The sequence below is a fragment of the Gemmobacter denitrificans genome, from assembly GCF_036964905.1.
Lineage (GTDB): Bacteria > Pseudomonadota > Alphaproteobacteria > Rhodobacterales > Rhodobacteraceae > Gemmobacter > Gemmobacter denitrificans.
Genome location: NZ_JBALHR010000001.1, coordinates 591,585 through 614,991, shown reverse-complemented (window position 1 = coordinate 614,991; position 23,407 = coordinate 591,585). Strand labels below are relative to the sequence as shown.

Here is a 23,407-nt window from a genome sequence, read left to right as displayed (position 1 = left end):
GCCCATGTCTGGCGTCCGTACGATCAATGTCGAAACTGCAAGCTCCGTCGCGACCCTCCTGGGCAATTTCGATGGCAGTACCGTGCAGATCCCGATCAACCTGCTGAAAGTGCTGCTGGGGGCCGAACTCGCCGGGCCGAACTATCAGAACCGGGCCGAACTGTTCGCCGATCTTGCCTGGAGTGCGGGTGCTGTGCTGCGGCACGACCTTCTTCAGCGAGGGCATTCACCACCGGCTGTGCGGGTTGTGCAGGCATCGCGGCGATGTCGGATCGCTGGGGCTACCCGCCAGATCGACCGCAAAAATCCGGCACGCCGCGCGGGCGTGACGGGAGACAGACCAAGGGGCCAAACCGTGAAACAACCGACCTTGATGCAGCAAACCCGGGTGAAGGTGGCAGAGATCGACTGCCGCCGCCGCCTGCGCCCGATTTCCGAGGCGGGGGTGGACAGCCTGATCGCCTCGATCCGCGAGACCGGGGTGATGAAGGATGCGATCCATCTGCGCAAGAAGAAGGACGGCAGCCTTGTGCTGATCGCAGGCGGCCACCGGTTGGAGGCCGCGCGGCGGCTGGGCTGGGAGGAGATCGAGGCGAAAATCTGGACCGATGTGACGGATGATTGGGCGGCGATCATGGAGATCGACGACAATCTGGCCGGGGCCGAGATGAACCCGCTCGATACGGCGGTGTTCCTGGCCACCCGCAAGCAGGTTTACGAACGCCTGCACCCGGAATCGAAGCAGATGGCCGGAGCCGCATTGGCGGCAAAACGGTGGAGTGTCGATGCGAGCGACATCGTGTCGTTCGCATCCGCCACCGCCGAGAAGTTCGGAGTTTCGAAGCGCCATGTGGAACGCATGGTAGCGGCGGGAACGCGCCTTGGCCCCGATGAAGTGGCCCAGCTGCGCGCAGCCCCCCGGCAGGTGCCCTTGGCAGCGTCTGGGGCGATGCGACAGCCGGATATCGCGGGGTCTACCAGAAGTCAGGGGCCAGCGGGGCGGGATCATGGTCAAGGATTGGCGACCTGCCAATTGCCAGCTTTGCAGCCGCAGACCTTGCCGCCAAGGCGCCGCTGGTCTCGCCTGCGCTGACCGGAACGCCCACTGCGCCGACTGCCGCCCCCGGAACCAACTCGATCCAGATCGCGAACACGGCCTTCGTGCCCGCGGCCATCGATGCGCTCATATCGGCCGCGCCGGGGGCACTCGATACCCTCAACGAACTGGCCGCTGCGTTGGGTGATGACCCGGCCTTTGCCGCAACCGTGACCAGCGCCCTTGCCGCCAAGGCCCCGCTGGCCTCGCCTGCGCTGACCGGAACGCCCACCGCGCCGACTGCCGCCCCGGGAACCGTCTCGACCCAGATCGCGAACACGGCCTTCGTGCGCGCCGCCATCGATGCGCTGATCTCGGCCGCGCCGGGGGCGCTCGACACCCTCAACGAACTGGCCGCCGCGTTGGGCGATGACCCGGCCTTTGCCGCAACCGTGACCAACGCCCTTGCCGCCAAGGCCCCGCTGGCCTCGCCCGCGCTGACCGGGGTGCCCACCGCGCCCACGGCGGCAGTCGGAACCGCAACGACCCAGATCGCCAATGCGGCCTTTGTCAAAGGCGAAGTGGCCGGGGCAGACCGCCGTGCGCGCAGTGCTATGCGCGGGGCCGGTGAACAGGTCAGCCTGACGTCAAATGTGTTCCAGATGCTGGCAGGGGCGACCTCGATCGTAGCACCCGGGGGACGGGTGACCGGGATCGCGATCCCGGCAGGGCAGACCGGGGCAAGTTCATTCGTCACGCCCCGGATCCCGCTCTCCGCCGATGTGGCAGCACGATTGGCCGGATACACTGTCAGGCTCGTGGCGACCGCCGACCTGACCGCCGATTTCCTGACAGAACATCCGGTCTGGGGTGCGGCCCGGATCGACATGCAGGGGGGCGCGGTCCTGCTCTCGGCTGGCGAACTGGAGTCCGAGTCGGTCGAGGGCACCGTCTATCGCAGATCGGTACTCTACAAGATGACCGGGACCGAGGCACAGATTGGCCTTGTTCTGCAGATCGCGACGGGGTCTGCGCCGGGATCCGTGTCGCATCAGATCAATCTTCGCTCTCTGACCTATCAGGTTGCCCAGGACGCCACCGACACCACAGTCTCGGCGGCCGATCTTGCGGCGGTGCTGGCGGCCGAGCGCGAAGCCGGGCGTGTTGTCGGGGTCTCCACGCTGTCATCCCTTGGCCTGCAGGCCCCTGCGACAGTGTCGCCCGGTGCTGGTTCAGTCCAGTCGGCCCTAACCGCAGCGAAGGGGCGGCCCAATGCGCTGGCGCTGATCCAGCTGGGGGCAGGCACCTTCTTCGAACGGTCGATCCAGGCGGCAGCGGGTCATGTCGAGATCCGGGGCCAGGGCCAGCATCGCACCATCATCGATGGCAGCCAGCCCGACAATGCCCCGGCAGGGGATGTCGAGGCCAACAGCACGCTCGATCTGCACAAGGATCTGGTGGTCTACCGCGACTTCACCGCAATCATGCGCAACGGTCGCTATGTGCTGCATCTGGACGATCATGTGGCCGATGCCCGCGTGGTGCTGAAGAATGTCACGCTCCGGCACGATGGCAACGTGGCGGCGGGATGGGTCAGCCAGCATGCCCTGGGGCACGGCTCCTGGTCGGGGACGCAGCTGCAGCTGGAGGATTGCCATCTGATCGGCCCTCGCGCGGCCCTGCAGTTCCACAACAATGTCGGCTCGGGCGCAGGGCAGACCCATCCCTCAGGGGTCGAGGTGCAGCGCTGCCAGCTCGTCGCGCGCAATGCCAACGCCTTTGCGGTGCTGGTCCAGCCGCTGGGGTCCGGGGTACAGGATTACATGCGCCTCCTGGGCTGCTCGATCACCGGCAATATCCTGATCGATGCCAGCCAATGGCACCGGAGCGATAGCCACCAGCCCGCCCACCGATCGGCGGAAATCAAGGTCAGCGGTAGCGGCAATTCGCCCGCCGTGGTTCAGGTCATCGACCCAAGCCGCGCGCTGAGGATCGACAGCCTGACGACCGGCGCTGGTTCCACCGTCCAGATCGGCGGCTCCGCTGCGGCAATCCTGTTCGGCGCGCGCCAGCATGGGCGGAACGGGGCTACGGGCGTGGCCGGGTTCCGCTATGGCGATATCGATATTGGCAGCACACCGGTCGGCCCAGCGGCGAATGTCAGTGTCTCGCTGGGGGCACGGCTCGGCAACCGCACCGCCGCCCCGGTCTATCTCGAGATCACGCTCGACGGGACGATGCGCACCGTGACCTTCAATGGCAACCACTCCGCATCATCGAACGCCACGATCATCAGCCAGATCAATGCCGTGATCAGTGGTCTCGGGATTGCCAGCGAATATGCGGCGGGCCTGCGCATCCGCCCGACCTTTGCAGATGAGGAAGCCGTGCTGCTGAATGACAGCGGTACCCATATCCGCTGGATGGCCCCGCTGGCCTTTGACGGGAACCGCCGCAAGGTCAGGATCATGACGGCCGCCGATCCATTCACAGCCTTCGCGGGCCTCTGCTGGGAACCCGAGGGCATCTGGCCGGGGGAGCATGGCCGTGTGAAGTGCCGGGGCTGGGTCAGCCGACAGGATCTGATCGACGCCGGGGTCGAAAACGGCGCACCCGCCGTGGCCTATGGCGAATGGTATGTGCCCTATGGCAGCAGCGGGATGCTGGACGCAAACTCGGCACCGACCGCCTATACCGATGGCATCCTTCAGGTCGTCCGCGTGGACGCGGGCCTGCCCGCCACTTGGACCGCGCTGGAACTCAGAGGGACGCGGTGATTTCTTCCGACTTGACCGCGCCATCCGCAGAGCCATGCGGGTGGCGCAAAGCTCGGCTTGGTCTCCGCTCATGCCTCGTCCGGAGTGGAATCGCGCGTAGAGCCATCTAAAGCATTGAAATCATGTAACCTTCCACTGGCGCTGCAGATCACTGTCAAAGTGGAAAGTTAGGCGCAAAAGGCAATGTGCGAATTTTCGCTAACACATTGATTTTGTTGAACCCTCAGAGAACTGGTGACGGCACACATCCCGGTTCATGCTTGCGGCTTCGGAGCGTACCCCATGTTTTTCTGATTTACACCGCGTCCGCCAGCTCACCGCATCAACTTCGGTTAAAGCCTGTTTTTATTGATCTTTTTCGGCTGTTCCCAGCTCTTCCCGGATATGCCCGGCGTACCCCATGTTTTTGACCGGTTACAACTTCACGTCGCACCCCGGAACATCCAAGCGCATTTTCATTGGCGGGTTCTATGGCGGGTATGAGCGCGGTAGCGCTGAATTATTGAATGATTTCAATGGTGAATGGCGGAGAGACAGGGATTCGAACCCTGGGTCGGCGCAAACCGACAACGGTTTTCGAGACCGCCGCATTCGACCACTCTGCCACCTCTCCGCGCTCAGGGGTCGTCTTGAGGCGGGGATTTAGCGAAGGATTCGGGGGGGCGCAACCCCCTTGAGGCAGGAAATTCGCAGGGATGTGAAACTCTTCTCACAAAGCTGTGTCGCAAGTTCCGGCCTGCGACAGCCGCGCCTGCTTGGCAAGCGCCCGGCGACAGGCTAGCTCTGGCACAGTGCCGCATTTCGCACCCTTGGGGGAAGATCATGGTTTCACGGCTGATATTCGCGGTTCTGGCCAGCCTTGCCGCGATTCCCGGGCTGCCCGCTGCGGCGCAGGTCACGCCGCCCGGCATCGGCAACGATACCAGGGATCAGGTGCAGAACCTGATGCGCATATTGCAGATGGATCAGGTCATCGAAGTCATGCAGGCCGAGGGGCTCGATTATGGTGCCACCCTGCGGACCGAGATGTTCCCTGAAAAAGCCGGGGCGGGCTGGTCCGCTGCGGTGGCAACCATCTATGATCCGCAGCGGATGACGGCGGAATTTGAAACGGCATTGGCGCGCGAAATGGCGCGTACGCCCGAGGCCTTTGCCGAAGCTGACAGGTTCTTTGGCGATGACAGGGGCCAGCGGATCATCATGCTGGAAATCGAGGCCCGGCGTGCCTTGATGGATGAGGCGACCGAGGCGCTGGCGCGCGAAGCTGCGGATCGTCTGCCCACCGAACAGGCCGCGCGGCACGAGGCGCTGAAGCAGTTTGTCGCGGCCAATGACCTGATCGAGTTGAACGTGATGGGCGCGCTGAATGCCAATCTGGCCTTCTATCGTGGGCTGGCGGCTGGCGGGGCCTTCGGCGATGCGATGACTGAATCCGACATGCTGGCCGAAGTCTGGGGCCAGGAGGCCGATGTGCGCGCCGAAACCGAAAGCTGGCTGTGGTCCTATCTGGGGCTGGCCTATCAGCCGCTTTCGGACGAGGATCTGCAGGCCTATTACGATTTCTCGCGCAGCGAGGCCGGGCGGGCGCTGAACCATGCGGTTTTCGCGGCCTTTGATGCGGTATTCGTGCGCATCAGCGAAGATCTGGGCCGCGCGGCTGCGCGCATGATGCAGGGCGAAGATATCTGATCGCCAGCCTGCGCCACATGCCTGGATCAAGCGCCGAAATTCGAGAAGCGGTAGGGCGAGACACCGTATTTCTTGCGGAAGCTCTTTGAGAAATGGCTCGATGAGGCATAGCCGCAGGCCACCGCCACTTCGGTCACGCTCAGATCGGTTTCGGCCAGCAGAGCGCGGCCATGCTGCAGGCGCAGATCATTCATGTAGCGTACCGGGGTCACACCCAGATAGCGGTTGAACAGCCGTTCGATCTGGCGCCGCGAGACCCCCAAATGGGCGGCGCAGGCGTCGAGATCGAATTCCTCCTCGATCCGGGCCTCCAGAAAGGCGACCGCTTTCAGCAGCTTTTCATTGCGCGTGCCCAGACGGGCGGCAAGCGAGGTGGTCTGCTCATCCTCTTCGGTGCGGCGCTGGATCAGCAGGCACATGTTCATGACCTCCTGGCTCAGCTGCGCGCCAAAGCGATCATGGATCAGTTTCAGCATCAGGTCGGCAGCGGCAACCCCGCCGGCACAGGTGACGATGCGGTCATCCAGACAGAAAACCTGCCGGGCCGGGGCCAGATCGGGCCAGCTTTCGGAAAAGCCCGAGATGTTTTCCCAATGCAGGGTGAAGCGGCGCCCCTTCAGGATGCCGGCGCGGGCCAGCGCATAGGCCCCGGTGCACAGCCCGCCGACTGTCCGGCCGCGGCGCCATTGATTGCGCACCCAATCGCCAAGGCTGGCGCCCATGGTGTTCTCCGGCTCCACCCCGCCGCAGACCAGAACATAGCCCGGGGCGGTGGTATCGGTCAGCGGCCCGTCGGGCATGACCGGCACGCCATTGGAACAGGGCACCGGCTTGCCGTCTTCCGACAGCGTGCGCCAGCGAAACAGGATCTGCCCGGTCAGCTGATTGGCCACCCGCAACGGTTCGATCGCGGCGGTGAAGGCCAGCATGGTGAATTTTTGCGCCAGAACGAAGGTAACGGCCACCGGTTCCGTCACCCGGGGCAGGGTGACATGCGCCACCCCGCGCGCCACGAAACGGCGAGAGTCATCCGCAGTACTGGCGGAAGGGGAAGGGCCGGAAGAGGGGGCAGGGCTGTTGGGCATGCCTGTGCGTAACGCGAAGACCGCAGCGCCGCAAGCGGGCTGGCAGGGTGCCCGGCCTGCGCCGCGGTTTACGGCACATTAACTGATTTTCACGCAGACTTTGCCGGTCAATCAGGGGGAATCGCATGGCCTCGGCCCAACATTCTGCATCCGGCCTGCCCGCATCTGCGCGGTCATCCGAAGAACGGTTGGCAATCCTGCAGTTGATCCGGTCGCGCCGTGTCGGTGCGGTGACCTTTCATCGCCTGATGGCGGAACACGGATCGGCGGCGGCAGCTTTGGCAGCATTGCCCGGCATTGCCGCAGGGGCCGGGGTGGAAAACTATGCCGTCTGCCCGCCTGCCGTCGCGCTGGCCGAAATGCGCGCGGCGCGCGCGGCGGGGGCGCAGATGCTGTGCCATGGCGATCCGGCCTATCCGGCGGCTCTGGCGACGCTTGCCGATGCGCCGCCTGTCATCTGGTTGCGGGGCGATGCGGGCCTGTTGGCGCGGCCCATGGTGGCGCTGGTGGGCGCGCGCAATGCCTCAAGCCTTGGTCTGCGCATGGCCCGGCGTCTGGCCGAAACGCTGGCCGAGGCGGGCTTCGTCATCGTGTCCGGTCTGGCGCGTGGCATTGATGCCGAAGCCCATCGTGCGGCGCTGGATCATGGCACCCTGGGCGTGGTGGCGGGCGGGGTCGATATCGCCTATCCGCCGGAAAATGCCGGGCTGATGGCCGATATGGCCCGGCTTGGCTGTGTGCTGTCGGAACAACCGCCGGGGCTTGAACCGCAGGCCCGGCACTTTCCGCTGCGCAACCGGATCATCGCCGGGCTTAGCCGTGCGGTGGTGGTGGTCGAGGCTGCGGCGCGCTCCGGCTCGCTCATCACCGCGAAGGATGCGGCTGATCTTGGACGCGAGGTCTTTGCCGTGCCGGGCCATCCGTTTGACGCCCGGGCTGCAGGCTGTAACCAGCTGATCCGCGATGGCGCCACGCTGGTACGCTCTGCCGCCGATGTGGTGGAGGCTCTGGGCGCGGTGGCCAGCCCGGCGGCGCAGGGCCATCTGGGTTTTCACGAAATGGCGCTTCGCGGCGGGGCAACCGCTGTTCCGCCTGCAGCGCCGCGTGCCCGTCCGCTGCGCGATATTGCCGCACTGCACCGTCTCATCCTTGACCGGCTGTCGCCCAGCCCCGTGCCGGAAGATCAGTTGATCCGCGATCTGCAAGTGTCAGCCGCCGAAGTGACGCCGCATCTGCTCATGCTGGAACTGGAAGGCCAGCTTTGTCGCCAGCCGGGCGGCATGATCAGCCGCCCCTGATGCTGCATGACCGGCGGAAAGCCCCGGACCCGCCACCGATCCGGGCTTGACGGCACGCCTGTGGCTTGACAAGCACGGCCCCAGAAACACATGGTTCCGCGCCCCGGTCCCGGCAGGGTTGTTCCCCAAGGATGTCCGGCCCCCGTTTCCGGGCGTGATAAAGAGGATTTCATGGCAGTCGTCGTCGTCGAGTCTCCGGCCAAGGCCAAGACCATCAACAAATATCTCGGCTCCGACTATACGGTGCTGGCCTCATACGGCCATGTCCGCGATCTGCCGCCGAAGGATGGATCGGTCGATCCCGAAAACGGGTTCGACATGAAATGGGAGGTGGCCGCCGACAGCAAGAAGCATGTCCGCGCCATCGCCGAAGCCCTGAAAACCGATGACGAACTGATCCTGGCCACCGACCCCGATCGCGAGGGCGAGGCGATCAGCTGGCACCTGCAAGAGGCGCTCGCCTCCAGCCTGAAGAAGGGCAAGAAGGTCAGCCGCGTGACCTTCAACGCCATCACCAAATCGGCAGTGACCGAGGCGATGAAGAACCCGCGCCAGGTGGATGGCCCGCTGGTCGAGGCCTATCTGGCCCGCCGTGCGCTGGATTATCTGGTGGGCTTTACCCTGTCGCCGGTGCTGTGGCGCAAATTGCCCGGGGCCAAATCGGCGGGCCGGGTGCAATCGGTGGTGCTGCGCCTGGTCGTGGAACGCGAAATGGAGATCGAGGCCTTCCGCGCCCGCGAATACTGGACAGTGGGGGCCACGCTGGCCACCCCGCGCGGGCAGGAATTCGAAGCGCGTCTGACGGTTCTTGGCGGGCGCAAGCTGGACAAGTTCGATATCCCCACCGCCGAAGCGGCAGAAATCGCGGTTCAGGCAGTGACCTCGCGGCCGCTCAAGATCGCGTCGGTCGAGGCCAAGCCCGCCACCCGCAACCCCTTTCCGCCCTTCATGACCTCGACCCTGCAGCAAGAGGCCAGCCGCAAATTCGGCATGGGGTCCAAGGCCACCATGGCGGCGGCGCAGCGGCTCTATGAGGCCGGGCACATCACCTATATGCGAACCGATGGCATCGACATGGCACCCGAAGCCGTGATGGCCGCGCGCGATGCGATCAAGGATCGTTTCGGGGTGGCCTATGTGCCCGACAGCCCGCGCATGTACAAGAACAAGGCCAAGAATGCGCAGGAAGCGCATGAATGTATCCGCCCCACCGACATGCGCGCCGCACCCGAAAAGCTGCGTCTGGTCGATGCCGATCAACGCCGCTTGTACGATCTGATCTGGAAACGCACCATTGCCAGCCAGATGGCGGCGGCACGGATGGAACGCACCACGGTCGATATTGCCAGCGCCGATGGCCAGGTCGGCCTGCGTGCCACCGGGCAGGTGGTGATGTTTGACGGCTTCCTCAAGGTCTATGACGAAGGCCGCGATGACGATGCCGAGGATGAAGGCCGCCTGCCGCAGATCATGCAGGGCGAGGCCGTGGACAAGCGCCGCATCGCCCCCGAACAGCATTTCACCCAGCCGCCGCCGCGCTATACCGAAGCTACGCTGATCAAGCGGATGGAAGAGCTGGGGATCGGTCGCCCTTCGACCTATACGTCCATCGTCTCCACCATTCAGGACCGCGAATATGTCCGCAAGGACAAGAATCGCCTGATCCCGGAAGACAAGGGGCGGCTGGTCACGGCCTTTCTGGCGAATTTCTTCCACAAATATGTGGAATATGATTTCACCGCTGATCTGGAAGGCCAGTTGGACGATGTTTCGGCGGGCGAGCGTGATTACAAGGAAGTGCTGGCTCGGTTCTGGCGCGACTTTTCGGCGGCGGTGGCCGAAACCGCCGATTTGCGGATTGGCGAAGTTCTGGAAAAGCTGGACGATTTCCTCAGCCCGCATCTTTATCCGCCCCGTGCCGATGGCGGTGATCCGCGCAGCTGCCCGACCTGCGGCACCGGTCGCCTGCATCTGAAAACCGCGCGCTCGGGCGGGGCTTTCATCGGCTGCGGCAATTACCCCGAATGCCGCTATACCCGGCCGATTTCGGTGGGCGATGACAGCGGCGCGATCAGCCCGGATGGCAAGATCCTGGGTGAAGCCGATGGCCAGCAGATCAGCCTGCGCGCCGGGCGTTTTGGCCCCTATGTCCAGAAGGGCGACGCGACCGAGGCCCAGCCCAAACCGCCGCGCGCCAGCCTGCCGAAAGGCTGGTCGCCCGAAAGCATCGATCTGGACCGCGCCCTGATGCTGCTGAACCTGCCGCGCGGGATCGGCCCGCATCCCGAAGACGGCGCCATGGTCGAGGCCGGAATTGGCCGGTTTGGCCCCTATGTGAAGCATAACAGCACCTATGCCAATCTGCCCGAGGTGGATGAGGTGTTCACCATCGGCATGAATCGCGCGGTGGAAGTGTTGGCGCAAAAGGCCAGCCGTGGCGCCGGGCGCGGCGCGGCGGCCCAGCCGCTGCGCGAATTGGGCAATCACCCTGATGGCGGCGTGATCAGCGTGATGCCGGGCCGCTATGGGGCCTATGTGAAATGGGAAAAGGTGAACGCCACCATCCCCAAGGAACTGACGCCCGAGACGATTTCGCTGGACGAAGCCCTTGCGTTGATTGCGGAAAAGGCCAGCAAGACCCCGGCGAAAAAGACCAGGGCCGCGGCAAAGCCCAAGGCGGAAGCCAAGGCAAAAGCGGCACCCAAAGCCAAGGCTGCGCCAAAGCCGAAAGCCGCCGCCAAGGCAAAGGCCGCCCCGAAACCCAAGGCTGCGGCCAAGGCCGACCTGATCGAATGATCGCTTGACCTTTGGCCCGGCCCGGGCATCCTGACGCCGTGGGCCGAGCGGGGGCAGGGATGAAGCGGTTGGCAATGATCGGGGTGGCGGGGCTGCTGGCCCTGCCTGTACAGGCCGAAGACTTTACCGGTCGCGGCTGGCTCTTGGTCTGTGGCGAGGAAGGCTGCTTTGTGAATGCGGCAGGTACCAATCTTTGGGTGCCGGCGGACGGCTCGGCCGCAGAAGCCAGTTTGCGGGAGCTGGAGCCGCTGAGCGCGGTCGAAGTGTCCGGCGATCTGTCCGATATCGGCGATTCCAGCGCAACGCTGGCCCTGCGGGATGTTGTGCTGATCGACACACCCGATGAAGGCAACCTGCGCGAGATTCAGGGGCGCTGGCGCCCCTTGGGCGAAGCCACGCCTTTCCACATCGAAATTCTTGGGGTGGATTGGTCGGAAATGTCGATGGAAGAGGAACTGTCGCGCGCGATGATGGTTCTGGGCCCGGCCTGCGCCAGCGGCGTGGAACCCGGCGGAACGGCGATCAGCCTCTACCCCTACGGGGGCGATCCTGAGGCAATCGCCTGCTGGCAGATCGAATATCTGGATGACAGGACGCTGGTGCTGCGCGATTTCATGGGCGATCAGGGCGCGGTGGAGTTTGAACGCCTGCTGGATTGACCGGGTTTCGCGACGGGCTCCGGGGACGGGGGGCTGTTTGCCCCCCGGGCTGCAGATGCAGCCTTCCCCCGAGGATATTCTGGCCAAGATAAAGGTGCAGACCGGTTTGTGATCAAACCGGCAAGCGGGGGCCAGTCATGCGCCGCGCGGATTGATCAGCCGTGCCATCACATCGGCGGCGCAGATCGAACCGATCACGGCGTCGGCCTCGGTCACATCCAGCGCTTCGGCACCGTCGCGAATAAGTTCCATCACCGTTTTGACCGGGGTTTCAGCCTCCACGACGGGGGCGGAGGTGCCGGGGCCTGCGCGCATCACATCTCGGGCGGTCAGAACGCTGAGCGGGTTCATATGCGCCACGAAATCCTGCACATAATCATCGACCGGATTGGCGATGATCTCGCGCGCAGTGCCGCATTGCACGATCCGCCCGCCATTCATCAGGGCGATGCGATTGCCGATCTTGAAGGCCTCGTCCAGATCATGGCTGACAAAGACGATGGTGCGTTGCAGCTTGGCCTGCAGATCCAGCAGTTCATCCTGCAGCTTGGCCCGGATCAGCGGATCAAGCGCAGAGAACGGTTCATCCATCAGAAGAATCGGCGCTTCGGTGGCGAAAGCGCGCGCCAGACCCACACGTTGCTGCATGCCGCCTGACAGATCGCCCACCTTGCGTTCGGCCCATTGCGTCAGGTTCACAAGCTCCAGTTGCTGATCCACCCGCGCCTTGCGTTCGGCCTTGGACATGCCACCCAGTTCCAGCCCCAGCCCGACATTTTCGCGCACCGTGCGCCAGGGCAGCAGCCCGAACTGCTGGAACACCATGGCAACCCGGCTGAGCCGGATGCGGCGCAGGGTTTCTGCATCGGCATGGGTGACATCGACCAGACCATTGCCATCGCTGACATGCACGGCCCCGCGACAGACCGGGTTCAGCGCATTGACCGCCCGCAGCAGCGTGGATTTTCCAGAGCCCGATAGGCCCATCAGCACCAGAATTTCGCCTTCGGCCACGGTGAGCGAACAGTTGTGCACGCCCAGCACCTGGCCGGTGGCTTGCTGAATCTCGGCCCGGTGCTGCCCCTGATCCATCAGGGGCAGGGCGCGATCGGGATGATCACCGAAGACAATGGAAACATTGTCGAATTTCACCGCAATATCTGCAGTTTTCGACGGCGCGACAGTGCGGGTCATTTGCGGGTCACCCTCAGCATGCGGTCCAGCATGATGGCCACGACAACGATGACGAGGCCGCTTTCAAATCCAAGCGCGGTATTGACCGAGTTCAGCGCCCGCACGACCGGCACGCCCAGCCCGTTCGCACCCACCAGCGCCGCGATCACCACCATCGACAGCGACAGCATGATGGTCTGGTTCAGCCCGACCATGATCTGCGGAAAGGCATAGGGCAGTTCCACCTTGAACAGAACCTGACGCTTGGTGGCGCCAAAGGCGGTCGCGGCCTCCAGCAGGGCCGTGGGGGTGGAGGACACGCCCAGATGCGTCATGCGGATCGGGGCGGGCAGCACGAAGATCACCGTGGCAATCAGCCCCGGCACCATGCCGATACCGAAAAAGACGATGGCCGGGATCAGATAGACAAAGGTTGGCAGGGTCTGCATCAGATCCAGCACCGGGGTCATGGCCGCATAGGCGCGGGGGCGGTGGGCCGCCCAGATGCCGATCGGCACACCCAGACCAAGGCAGACCACACAGGAAGACAGGACCAGTGTCAGGCTTTCCATCGTGGGCTTCCAGTAGCCCTGATTCAGGATGAAGGCGAACGCCAGTGCCACGAACAGCGTGATTTTCCAGCTGCGCTGCAGATACCAGGTCAGGGCCAGGAACACCGCCACGATCACCAGCGGATGTGGGGCGATCAGCAGCCAGAGGATGCCGTCGATCAGGGCCTCCATCACGCTGCCCAAGGCATCGAACAGCGGTTTCAGTTCGACTTTCATCCAGTCGAAGGCGTGCTTGGAAAACTTGCCCAGCGGCAACTTGTTTTCGGTCAGCCAATCCAGCATCCCGGCGCTTCCTTCCTGCGGGAACAAAAAACCCTCCCCCGCGCGGGCGGGGGAGGGACGGACAAGGCCGGATCAGAGACCCAGGGCAGCCTTGACGGCGGCCATGCCATCGCCGCCATCCTTGGTGGTCACGCCATCGAGCCAGGGGCCAAGCGCATCGGCATTGGCCTTCAGCCAGGCGGTCGCCGCCTCTTTCGCATCGGTGCCGTCATTCAGGATCGCACCCATGATCTCGTTTTCCATGGCCAGCGAGAAGGACAGGTTCGACAACAGCTTGCCGGTATTCGGGCATTCGGTGACATAGCCCTTGCGGACATTGGTGGCCACGATGGCGCCACCCAGGTTCGGACCGAAGAAATCATCGCCGCCGGTTAGATAGGTCATCTTGAAATTGGCATTCATCGGATGGGGTTCCCAGCCGAGGAAGATGATCGGCTTGGCCTCGCCCGTGGTGCGGGCGACTTCTGCCAGCATGCCCTGTTCCGAGGATTCGACCACCTCGAACCCCTTCAGGCCGAAGGCGTCCTTTTCGATCATGTCGAGGATCAGACGGTTGCCGTCATTGCCGGGTTCGATCCCGTAGATCTTGCCTTCCAGCGCATCCTTGTGGGTGGCGATATCCTTGAAATCGGCAATGCCAAGGGCGGCGCCGGCTTCGTTGGTGGCCAGCGTGTATTTCGCGCCTTCCAGATTGGTGCGGACGGTTTCAACCGTGCCCGCATCGCGATAGGGCGCGATATCGGCCTCCATCGTGGGCATCCAGTTGCCAAGGAATACGTCCACATCGCCTTCGGCCAGGGCGGTATAGGTCACCGGCACCGACAGAAGCTTGGTTTCGGTTTCATAGCCAAGGGCTTCCAGAACCACGCTGGTGGCGGCGGTGGTGGCGGTGATGTCGGTCCAGCCCACATCCGAGAAGGTCACCTTGTCGCAGCCTTCGGCATAGGCGGTGCCCGCAAAGGCGAAGGCGACGGTGGTGGCCAGAAGGGCCGATTTCACTTTGGTCATGGGTTACTCCCTGAGGTTCGCGGCTTTTGCGCTTTTTGTTGATTGACGAGTCAATAAACTTCGCGCTAGCTCGGTTTGGCAAGAGTTTTTTTCAGGAACCTGCCATGCCCAAGCTTGGAATGGAGCCTATCCGAAAGGCGGCGCTGGTCAAAGCGACCATCGTGGAGATCGGCCGTGCCGGATCGCTGGATGTGACGGTCAGCCAGATTGCCAAGCGGGCAGGGATGTCGGCTGCGCTTGCCCATCACTATTTCGGGTCAAAGGAAGATATTTTCCTTGCGGCCATGCGTCATATCCTTGCGATTTATGGCGCGGAAGTGCGCGGTGCGCTGGCGGCGGTCGATGGACCCAAGCCGCGCCTGCAGGCGATCATCCGGGCGAGTTTCAGCGCCGGGAACTTCCGCAAGGAAACCGTCAGCGCCTGGCTGAACTTCTATGTTCTGGCGCAGACCGTGCCCGAAGCGCGGCGCTTGCTGCGGTTGTATCAGCGGCGGCTGCAATCGAATCTCGTGCATTGCTTGCGCCCGCTGGTGGGTGCGCACGCAGGGCGTGTGGCGAGTGGAATCGGTGCGCTGATCGACGGTGTCTATCTGCGGGAAGCTTTGAAGGGAGAGGCGCCTGACTCGGCCTCGGCAGTGGCCACGGTGCTGGATTTCGTGGCGGCGGAACTGAAGGAGAAAACGGCATGAAGGCGCAACCCAAAGCCAGCCATTTCGTGAACGGGGCCTATCTGGAAGATACGGCCGGCACGGTGATCGAGGTGATCTATCCCGCCACCGGCGAAGTCATCGCGCGTCTGCACGAAGCCACGCCTGCGGTGATCGAGGCGGCCCTGGCAGGGGCCGAGGCCGCGCAGAAGGCCTGGGCAGCCACCCGTCCGGTGGAACGGGCACGCATCCTGCGCCGCGCTGTCGATCTGATCCGCGCCCGGAATGCCGAATTGTCGGAACTGGAAACGCTGGATACCGGCAAGCCCATTCAGGAAACCACCGTTGCCGATTGGCCTTCGGGGGCGGATGCGCTGGAATATTTCGCGGGGCTTGCCCCCACGGTCACGGGCGAAACCATGCCGCTGGGCGGCGATTTCGTTTATACGATTCGCGAGCCGCTGGGGGTTTGCGTGGGGATCGGCGCCTGGAACTACCCCAGCCAGATCGCCTGCTGGAAATCGGCACCCGCGCTGGCGCTTGGCAATGCGATGATCTTCAAACCGTCCGAGGTAACGCCGCTGGGCGCGTTGAAACTGGCGGAAATCTTCACCGAGGCGGGCCTGCCTGCCGGTCTGTTCAACGTGGTGCAAGGGCACGGCGCTGTCGGGGCCGCACTGGTGACGGATGCCCGCGTGGCCAAGGTGTCGCTGACAGGGTCGGTGCCGACGGGGCGCAAGGTCTATGCGGCGGCGGCGGAAGGCATCCGCCATGTGACCATGGAACTGGGCGGCAAATCACCGCTGATCGTGTTCGAAGATGCCGATATCGAAAGCGCCATCGGTGCGGCCATGCTGGGGAATTTCTATTCCACCGGTCAGATCTGTTCGAATGGCACCCGGGTCTTTGTCCATAAGGCGATCAAGGATCGCTTTCTGTCGCGTCTGGCCGAACGCACGGCGGCAATCCGGCTGGGCGATCCGTTGGACCCCGATACCCAATTGGGGCCGATGGTGTCAGAGGTGCAGTTGCAAAAGGTGCTGGACTATATTGCAAAGGCCCGCACCGAAGGCGGCAAACTGGTCGTCGGGGGCGCCCGGGCCGATATTGCGGGCGGGTTTTATGTGCAACCCACCGTTTTTGCAAATATCACCGATGATATGACACTGGCCTGCGAAGAGGTCTTTGGCCCGGTTATGGCCGTGCTTGATTTCGAAGACGAGGCCGACGTGATTGCCCGCGCCAATGCCACCGAATTCGGGCTGGCGGCAGGTGTTTTCACCGCCGATCTGGCGCGCGGCCACCGGGTTGTGGCGCAGCTTCAGGCCGGAACCTGCTGGATCAACGCCTATAACCTGACGCCCGTGGAAGGCCCGTTTGGCGGGGTGAAAGCCTCTGGCGTGGGCCGCGAAAACTCCAAGGCCGCTGTCGAACATTATACCCAGGTGAAATCGGTCTATGTCGGCATGGGCCCGGTGGAGGCACCCTACTGATGGCCACCGAATACGTCATTGTCGGCGCAGGCTCTGCCGGTTGCGCCATGGCCTATCGTCTGGCCGAGGCCGGGCGCAGCGTCACCGTGATCGAATTCGGCGGCACGGATGCTGGCCCCTTCATCCAGATGCCGGGTGCCTTGTCCTATCCGATGAACATGCCGATGTATGACTGGGGGTTCCAGACCGAACCGGAGCCGCATCTGGGGGGCCGCGTGCTGGCCACTCCGCGCGGCAAGGTGATCGGCGGGTCATCTTCGATCAATGGCATGGTCTATGTCCGGGGCCATGCCAGGGATTTCGACCATTGGTCCGAACAGGGCGCGCAAGGTTGGGCTTACGCCGATGTGCTGCCCTATTTCCGGCGCATGGAAAACTGGCATGGCGAGACGGGGGACAAATCGTTCCGCGGCTCTGATGGCCCGCTGCACATCACCCGCGGCCCGCGCAGCAATCCGCTGTTCAATGCCTTTGTCGAGGCGGGCCGTCAGGCCGGCTATCCTGTAACGGCTGACTACAACGGCCAGCAGCAGGAAGGCTTCGGCGCGATGGAGGCGACGATCTGGCAAGGGACCCGCTGGTCCGCTGCCAATGCCTATCTGAAACCGGCGATCAAGACCGGCCGGGTCAAGGTAGAAAAGGGCTTTGCCCGCCGCATCGTGATCGAAAACGGCCGCGCCACCGGGGTCGAGATCGAACAGCGCGGCCAGGTGGTGGTGATCCCCGCCACGCGCGAGGTCATCCTTGCCGCCTCGTCGATCAATTCGCCGAAGCTTCTGCTGCTGTCCGGCATCGGGCCTGCGGCGCATCTGGCCGAACATGGCATACCGCTGGTGGCCGATCGGCCCGGGGTGGGGCAGAACCTGCAGGACCATCTGGAACTGTATTTGCAATTCGCAGCCAGCCAGCCGGTCACGCTGTACAAATACTGGAACCTCTGGGGCAAGGCCATGGTCGGGGCGCAATGGCTCCTGACGCGCAAGGGCATTGGCGCGTCCAACCAGTTCGAGGCCTGCGCCTTTATCCGCTCCAAGGCGGGCGTGGATTACCCGGATATCCAGTATCACTTCCTGCCGATTGCCGTGCGCTATGACGGCAAGGCGGCAGCAGAAGGGCATGGGTTCCAGACCCATACCGGCCCGATGCGATCACCGTCGCGTGGATCAGTGTCCTTGCGGTCAGGCGATCCCAAGGCGCCGCCGAAGATCCTGTTCAACTACATGAGCCATGAACAGGACTGGGATGATTTCCGCCGCTGCATCCGGTTGACGCGCGAAATCATCGGGCAGGATGCGTTCAAGCCCTATTACAAATCGGAAATCCAGCCGGGCGTGAACCTGCAATCCGATGATGAGTTGAACGGGTTCATTCGCGAACATGTCGAAAGCGCCTATCACCCCTGCGGCACCTGCCGGATGGGCCGGGCCGATGACCGCATGGCCGTGGTGGACCCGGAAACGCGGGTGATCGGGGTGGAAGGGCTGCGTCTGGCCGACAGTTCCATCTTCCCGCGGGTGACCAATGGCAACCTGAACGGGCCGTCGATCATGACGGGGGAAAAGGCGGCGGATCACATTCTGGGGCGGGTGCCGCTGGCACCGTCAAATCAGGAGCCCTGGATCAACCCGAATTGGCAAACCAGCCAGAGATGACTTTGTAAAGCCCGCCAATGGCGGGCTTTTTGCTTCCCGAAATGATGAATCTGCAATGGTTTGATCCGTATCAAACCGCGGCGCTGCCCGGCGCGCTATCGTGATCCCATCAAGAAGGAAGGAGACACCGATGTCGAACACGCCGCATGAGCTGATCGCTGAATTCCCCGCCGAGGCTGGCAAGATTTCTGCGCTGAAAGAGGCCGATGCCCATTTCGCCCGGCTGGTGGAAGAGTATCACGAGGTGAACCGGGCCGTGCATCGGGCCGAAACCCGGGTTGAACCGGTGTCGCCGGACCATGAAACCGAACTGCGCAAGAAGCGCGGCGCGCTGAAAGACCAGATCTGGGCCCGACTGACAGCCTGATCCCGTAAATCTTGGAGGCCCGGAGCTGATCCGGGCCTATTCCGCAATTTCATAAGGGAGCAGGCCGCGCCGATCGGGATCGACCTTCAACCGGCGTTCCAGCGGGGGTACGGATCGCTGGTGGCAATCGCGCCTTTCGCAGATGCGGCAACTGATGCCGATGGGTTCGAACTTGCCGCGCAGATCCAGCCCGTCGGCATAGACCAGCGCATCGGCATGCTGCACCTCGCAGCCCAGCCCGATGGCATAACGCCGGACCGGGGTATTGAAGCTTCCAGCCGGTTTGCTGGCATCACGGGCCAGGCAGAAATAGCGCACACCATCCGGCGTTTCGGCCAATTGGCGCAGGAAACGGCCCGGGGTTTCAAATGCGCGATGCACATTCCATAAGGGGCAGGCCCCGCCAAACCGTGCGAATTGCAGCCGCGTCGCAGAATGGCGCTTGGTGATCGTGCCCGCCTGATCGACCCGCACAAAGAAGAACGGGATGCCCTTCGCACCGGGGCGCTGCAGGGTGGAAAGCCTGTGCGCGACCTGTTCGATGCTGGCACCGAAAATATCGGCCAACCGTTCCAGATCGTGTCTTTCATCCAGGGCGGCCTGTTGAAAGGCCCGATAGGGCAGAAGGGCGGCACCGGCAAAGTAATTGGCAAGGCCGATCTTGGCGATGTCGCGGGCCTCGGGCGTGGCAAAGCGGGCAAGGTCAAGCGTGGCTTCCAGCAGGTCATTCTGCGTGGTCAATGCGACCTGATAGAGCAGTTGGAAGCGCTGCGTGGCCCCGGAAACCCGGCCTGACACCTGCAGATGCCGTGTGGCCGGATCAAAGCGGCGAAGCTGCGCGGAGTCAGAAAATGACAAGTCGATCCCGGCCTTGGCCAATGTCTCTGTGGCGATGAAAAGCGGGTCTTTTCGGGCACCTGACGGCATGGCATAGTGTTCTGCTGCCCGGTCGATCGCATCCAGATAATTGTCGCAATAGTGAAAGAAGTCGCGCACTTCTTCCCATGGGCTGGGTCGCAGCGACGCATCTTCGCGCCCAAGTGCCTCATCCAGCGAGGCCAGCCGTTCATGGGTCTGACGATAGGCGCGGTGCAGGTCCAGAAAAGCGCGCGCCAGGGCCGGCGCATTGGATGCAGCCAGGCGCAGGTCGGCCAAAGGTGGCGTCGTGCTTTGAAACACCGGATCGGCCAGCGCCTCGCGCATGTCCGACACGATCCGTTCGGCATCGCCTGCTGTCAGTTCGGTGACATCAAAGCCGAATTCCTGCACCAGCGACAACACGACCGAGGCCGAAACCGGGCGATGGTTGTTTTCCATCTGGTTCAGATAGGGCAGCGAAACGCCAAGCTTGTCGGAAAACGCCTTTTGCGTCAGCCCCAATCTGGCCCGCAATTCGCGCAGCTTCACCCCGGCATAGAGCTTTTGCGTGGACATGCGGCCTCCTGCAATCTGCAAATTGAATATTCAAATTTGCAAATGCAGTTTGTCAAGCGTATTTGGCAGTTTCAACTGCGGCTGATCTGCCGGGCGCGGGCGATGACCCAGAATGTGGTCAGCACAGAGGCAACCGAACAGGCCAGCATCAACAGAACCAGCGGCTTTTCCGATGATCCGGGCACCAGCAATGCCCCGGCCAGGGCTGCCAGTGCCGCCCCGCCGCCAATATTGAAGGCCCCGCCCAGACCCGAGGCCGTTCCGGCAAGCTCGGGGCGGACGGACAGGATCCCGGCATTGGCATTGGGCAGCGCCATGCCATTGCCCATTCCCATGGCGATGGTCAGGCCGAAAAAGCCAAGCGCGCCAATCATCCCGGCCAGCGACAAGAGCGCCATCACCGCAAGCCCTGCCGTGGTGACGATGGTTCCGGCCAGCATCATCCGGTTCATGCCCACCCGCACAGAAAACCGCCCGGCAATGAAATTGCCCGCCGCATAGCCCACCGCCGTCAGGGCAAACAGCACCCCGATTTGCGAGGAACTCAGCCCGAAGACCTCGGTTCCCACGAAAGGGGCGCCGCCCAGATAGGCGAAAAAACACCCCGAGGCGAAGGCAGCCGTCAGGCAATAACCCCAGAAACGCTGCGATATCAGTAGGGTAGGGTAGCTGCGCAATTGATCGGCCAATCCCATGCGACCGCCAGGATGGGTTTCCCCCAGGTCGCGCCAGCACAGCCACAGCACGGCCAGCCCCATGACCAGCAGCAGGCCGAAATTGGCCTGCCAGCCCAGCAGATCATCCAGCACGCCGCCGATCACCGGGCCGATCATCGGCACAAGGCTCATCCCCATGGTGACATAGCCGATCATCGAGGCCGCTTCGGCATCTGACACCATGTCGCGCACGATGGCGCGGCTGAGCACCATGCCCGCCGAGATCACCGCCTGTGCCATGCGGCAGATCAGGAAGATTTCGGCCGTGGGCGCGACCAATGTGCCGATCGTGGCCAGCAGAAACAGGATCAGCGCCCCCAGCACCACTTTGCGGCGGCCGAACCGGTCGGAAATCGGGCCAAGCACAATTTGCAAACCTGCGGAGAGCAAAAGGTAAAGTGCAACAGAAAGCTGCATCGTGGCATAGGGCACACCGAACCAGGCGGCCATGCCCGGAAGCGACGGCAGGAAGATGTTCATGGCCAGTGCCGAAAGCCCTGCCAGCAAGGTCAGGGTCAGGATGCTGGGCGGGCTGGTCGGGTCCAGAAACCGTGGGGCAGGGCGTGTCATGTGCTATCGCTACGCCCAAGGTTGCGGGCTGTCCATTGCGCGAATGCACAGCCCGCTGTGCGCTACCATTTGTGGAAGATGAAGAAAGCCCCCGCCGCGATCAGTGAAAACCCGACCAGATGGTTCCATGTCAGCGGCTCTTTCAGGAAAAACACCGAAAACACGCCAAAGACCGCCAGTGTGATGACCTCTTGAATGGTCTTCAACTCGGCCGCCGAAAAATAGCCATGCCCGATGCGATTGGCGGGCACCATCAGCATGTATTCAAATAGCGCAATGCCCCAGGACACGAAGATGACCACCAGCAAGGGCGCGGCCTTGAACTTCAGATGGCCATACCAGGCAAAGGTCATGAAGATGTTGGAGGCCAGCAAAAGGCCTATGGTGATGACGGGGACGGGAAGGCTGGGCATATGCTGCGGTCTCCTTGGTGGCGTGCCTGTCATGCCGCGATGTTGGCAAGGGGGCAAGTTTGGTGAATTTGCAATTTGCACATCGGCATCTGCCAATAATTTGCAAATTTTCTCATTTCCCCTTTGGTGCTGCCGCGATGCGGCGTAGATTGCGCCGGATCAAGGGCCCGATTCAGGGGGAGAGGACCGCCATGAAAGACATCCTGCAAGAGCTTGAAGACCGCCGCGCCGTGGCCCGCGCCGGTGGCGGTGCGCGCCGGGTGGAGGCCCAGCATGCCAAAGGCAAGCTGACCGCCCGCGAACGGATCGAGCTGCTGCTGGACGAAGGGTCTTTCGAAGAATTCGACATGTTCGTGCGCCATCGCTGCACCGATTTCGGCATGGAGCAAGACCGTCCGGCGGGCGACGGCGTGGTGACGGGCTGGGGCACGATCAATGGCCGTCAGGTCTATGTGTTCAGCCAGGATTTCACGGTGTTCGGCGGCTCGCTGTCGGAAACCCATGCGCAAAAGATCTGCAAGATCATGGATATGGCGATGCAGAATGGCGCGCCGGTGATCGGGTTGAACGATTCTGGCGGTGCGCGGATTCAGGAAGGCGTGGCGAGCCTTGCGGGCTATGCCGAGGTGTTCCAGCGCAACATCATGGCCAGCGGCGTGGTGCCGCAGATCAGCGTCATCATGGGGCCCTGCGCGGGCGGGGCGGTCTATAGCCCGGCGATGACCGACTTCATCTTCATGGTGAAAGACACCTCCTATATGTTCGTGACCGGCCCGGATGTGGTGAAGACGGTGACGAATGAGGTGGTGACCGCCGAGGAACTGGGCGGCGCAAGCACCCATACCAAGAAATCCTCGGTGGCCGATGGTGCCTTTGAAAACGATGTGGAGGCGCTGGCCGAGGTGCGGCGTCTGGTCGATTTCCTGCCGCTGAACAACCGCGACAAGGCACCCGTTCGCCCCTTCTTTGACGATCCGGGCCGCGTGGAGGACAGCCTGGATACGCTGATCCCCGACAATCCGAACCAGCCCTATGACATGAAGGAGCTGATCCTGAAAATCGCGGATGAGGGCGATTTCTACGAGATTCAGAAGGATTATGCGGGGAATATCATCACCGGCTTCATCCGCATGGAAGGCCAGACTGTGGGCGTGGTGGCCAATCAGCCGATGGTGCTGGCGGGCTGTCTGGACATTGACAGCTCGCGCAAGGCCGCGCGGTTCGTGCGCTTTTGCGATGCCTTTGAAATTCCGATCCTGACGCTGGTCGATGTGCCGGGCTTCCTGCCGGGGACGAGCCAGGAATATGGCGGCGTCATCAAGCATGGCGCGAAACTGCTGTTCGCCTATGGCGAGGCGACGGTGCCGAAGGTGACGGTGATCACCCGCAAGGCCTATGGCGGCGCCTATGACGTGATGGCGTCGAAACACCTGCGCGGCGATTTCAACTATGCCTGGCCCACGGCGGAAATCGCGGTGATGGGGGCCAAGGGCGCGACTGAAATCCTGTATCGCAGCGAACTGGGCGACAAGGAAAAGATCGCGGCGCGGACCAAGGATTATGAAGATCGGTTCGCAAATCCGTTTGTGGCGGCGGAACGCGGCTTTATCGACGAGGTGATCCAGCCCCGATCGACCCGCCGCCGCGTGACACGGGCCTTTGCAAGCTTGCGTGGCAAGAAGCTGGCAAACCCCTGGAAGAAACACGATAACATCCCCCTGTAACGCGTTACCGCAACCA

Annotated in this window: 18 protein-coding genes and 1 tRNA gene; 11 read left to right on the top strand and 8 right to left on the bottom strand. The window is 63.1% G+C overall.

From position 1 onward, the window contains the following. Positions 1-4 precede the first annotated feature (4 nt). Positions 5-1,093 (top strand): ParB/RepB/Spo0J family partition protein, encoded by a 1,089-nt coding sequence (locus tag V6590_RS02910; RefSeq protein ID WP_335419235.1) that lies wholly within the window; start codon positions 5-7, stop codon positions 1,091-1,093. Positions 1,094-1,161: 68 nt separating this feature from the next. Beyond that, entirely contained in the window at positions 1,162-3,813 is a 2,652-nt protein-coding gene (locus tag V6590_RS02905; RefSeq protein WP_335419233.1) for a hypothetical protein, read from the top strand. A gap of 523 nt (positions 3,814-4,336) precedes the next feature. Here V6590_RS02905 and V6590_RS02900 read toward each other — a convergent pair. Continuing rightward, positions 4,337-4,426: transfer RNA gene (locus V6590_RS02900), tRNA-Ser, on the bottom strand. A 209-nt stretch (positions 4,427-4,635) separates the two neighbouring features. On the opposite strand from V6590_RS02900, the gene V6590_RS02895 reads away from it, so the two are divergent. Further along, on the top strand, positions 4,636-5,502 hold the full coding sequence (locus tag V6590_RS02895) for a hypothetical protein (protein WP_335419230.1): 867 nt from the start codon (positions 4,636-4,638) through the stop codon (positions 5,500-5,502). 26 nt (positions 5,503-5,528) lie between these two features. On the opposite strand, the gene V6590_RS02890 is transcribed toward V6590_RS02895, so the two are convergent. Beyond that, a complete protein-coding gene (locus V6590_RS02890) occupies positions 5,529-6,515 on the bottom strand; it encodes a GlxA family transcriptional regulator (RefSeq protein WP_335419228.1) in 987 nt (328 codons plus the stop codon). Positions 6,516-6,712: 197 nt separating this feature from the next. On the opposite strand from V6590_RS02890, the gene dprA reads away from it, so the two are divergent. From dprA to V6590_RS02875, 3 genes are all read left to right on the top strand, one after another. Beyond that, positions 6,713-7,885 carry a DNA-processing protein DprA gene (gene dprA, locus V6590_RS02885; RefSeq protein ID WP_335419225.1) on the top strand — a complete coding sequence of 391 codons (1,173 nt, stop codon included), beginning with the start codon at positions 6,713-6,715 and terminating at the stop codon, positions 7,883-7,885. A gap of 171 nt (positions 7,886-8,056) precedes the next feature. Next, the gene (topA, locus tag V6590_RS02880) at positions 8,057-10,681 is read left to right on the top strand and encodes a type I DNA topoisomerase (protein ID WP_335419222.1); all 2,625 of its coding nucleotides are present in this window, start codon (positions 8,057-8,059) and stop codon (positions 10,679-10,681) included. Positions 10,682-10,740: 59 nt separating this feature from the next. Further along, on the top strand, positions 10,741-11,340 hold the full coding sequence (locus V6590_RS02875; RefSeq protein ID WP_335419219.1) for a hypothetical protein: 600 nt from the start codon (positions 10,741-10,743) through the stop codon (positions 11,338-11,340). A 135-nt stretch (positions 11,341-11,475) separates the two neighbouring features. Here V6590_RS02875 and choV read toward each other — a convergent pair whose 3' ends face one another. The 3 genes from choV to V6590_RS02860 form a co-directional block, all read right to left on the bottom strand. Continuing rightward, entirely contained in the window at positions 11,476-12,534 is a 1,059-nt protein-coding gene (gene choV / locus V6590_RS02870; RefSeq protein ID WP_335419215.1) for a choline ABC transporter ATP-binding protein, read from the bottom strand. Next, positions 12,531-13,364, bottom strand: a complete 834-nt coding sequence (choW, locus tag V6590_RS02865; RefSeq protein WP_335419387.1) for a choline ABC transporter permease subunit — start codon at positions 13,362-13,364, stop codon at positions 12,531-12,533. The genes choV and choW overlap by 4 nt, the downstream gene beginning before the upstream one ends. Before the next feature lie 75 nt (positions 13,365-13,439). Then, on the bottom strand, positions 13,440-14,375 hold the full coding sequence (locus V6590_RS02860; RefSeq protein ID WP_335419211.1) for a choline ABC transporter substrate-binding protein: 936 nt from the start codon (positions 14,373-14,375) through the stop codon (positions 13,440-13,442). Positions 14,376-14,479: 104 nt separating this feature from the next. Here V6590_RS02860 and betI point away from each other — a divergent pair, with 104 nt between their 5' ends. From betI to V6590_RS02840, 4 genes are all read left to right on the top strand, one after another. Further along, positions 14,480-15,064 carry a choline-binding transcriptional repressor BetI gene (gene betI / locus V6590_RS02855; RefSeq protein ID WP_335419208.1) on the top strand — a complete coding sequence of 195 codons (585 nt, stop codon included), beginning with the start codon at positions 14,480-14,482 and terminating at the stop codon, positions 15,062-15,064. Next, entirely contained in the window at positions 15,061-16,515 is a 1,455-nt protein-coding gene (gene betB / locus V6590_RS02850) for a betaine-aldehyde dehydrogenase (protein ID WP_335419205.1), read from the top strand. The genes betI and betB overlap by 4 nt, the downstream gene beginning before the upstream one ends. Continuing rightward, complete coding sequence (gene betA / locus V6590_RS02845) at positions 16,515-18,167, top strand: choline dehydrogenase (protein ID WP_335419202.1); 1,653 nt, start codon at positions 16,515-16,517, stop codon at positions 18,165-18,167. The genes betB and betA overlap by 1 nt, the downstream gene beginning before the upstream one ends. A gap of 130 nt (positions 18,168-18,297) precedes the next feature. Next, entirely contained in the window at positions 18,298-18,534 is a 237-nt protein-coding gene (locus V6590_RS02840) for an HP1242/YdcH family protein (protein ID WP_335419199.1), read from the top strand. 36 nt (positions 18,535-18,570) lie between these two features. Here the strand turns inward: V6590_RS02840 and V6590_RS02835 are convergent, their stop codons facing one another. The 3 genes from V6590_RS02835 to V6590_RS02825 all read right to left on the bottom strand — a co-directional run bounded on the left by V6590_RS02835 (position 18,571) and on the right by V6590_RS02825 (position 21,667). Beyond that, a complete protein-coding gene (locus tag V6590_RS02835) occupies positions 18,571-19,968 on the bottom strand; it encodes a helix-turn-helix domain-containing protein (protein ID WP_335419196.1) in 1,398 nt (465 codons plus the stop codon). A 71-nt stretch (positions 19,969-20,039) separates the two neighbouring features. Then, positions 20,040-21,254, bottom strand: coding sequence for a multidrug effflux MFS transporter (locus V6590_RS02830; RefSeq protein ID WP_335419193.1), 1,215 nt, complete (start codon positions 21,252-21,254; stop codon positions 20,040-20,042). A gap of 62 nt (positions 21,255-21,316) precedes the next feature. Next, on the bottom strand, positions 21,317-21,667 hold the full coding sequence (locus V6590_RS02825) for a DMT family protein (RefSeq protein ID WP_335419190.1): 351 nt from the start codon (positions 21,665-21,667) through the stop codon (positions 21,317-21,319). Positions 21,668-21,858: 191 nt separating this feature from the next. Here V6590_RS02825 and V6590_RS02820 point away from each other — a divergent pair, with 191 nt between their 5' ends. Next, positions 21,859-23,391, top strand: a complete 1,533-nt coding sequence (locus V6590_RS02820; protein WP_335419187.1) for an acyl-CoA carboxylase subunit beta — start codon at positions 21,859-21,861, stop codon at positions 23,389-23,391. Positions 23,392-23,407 lie beyond the last annotated feature (16 nt).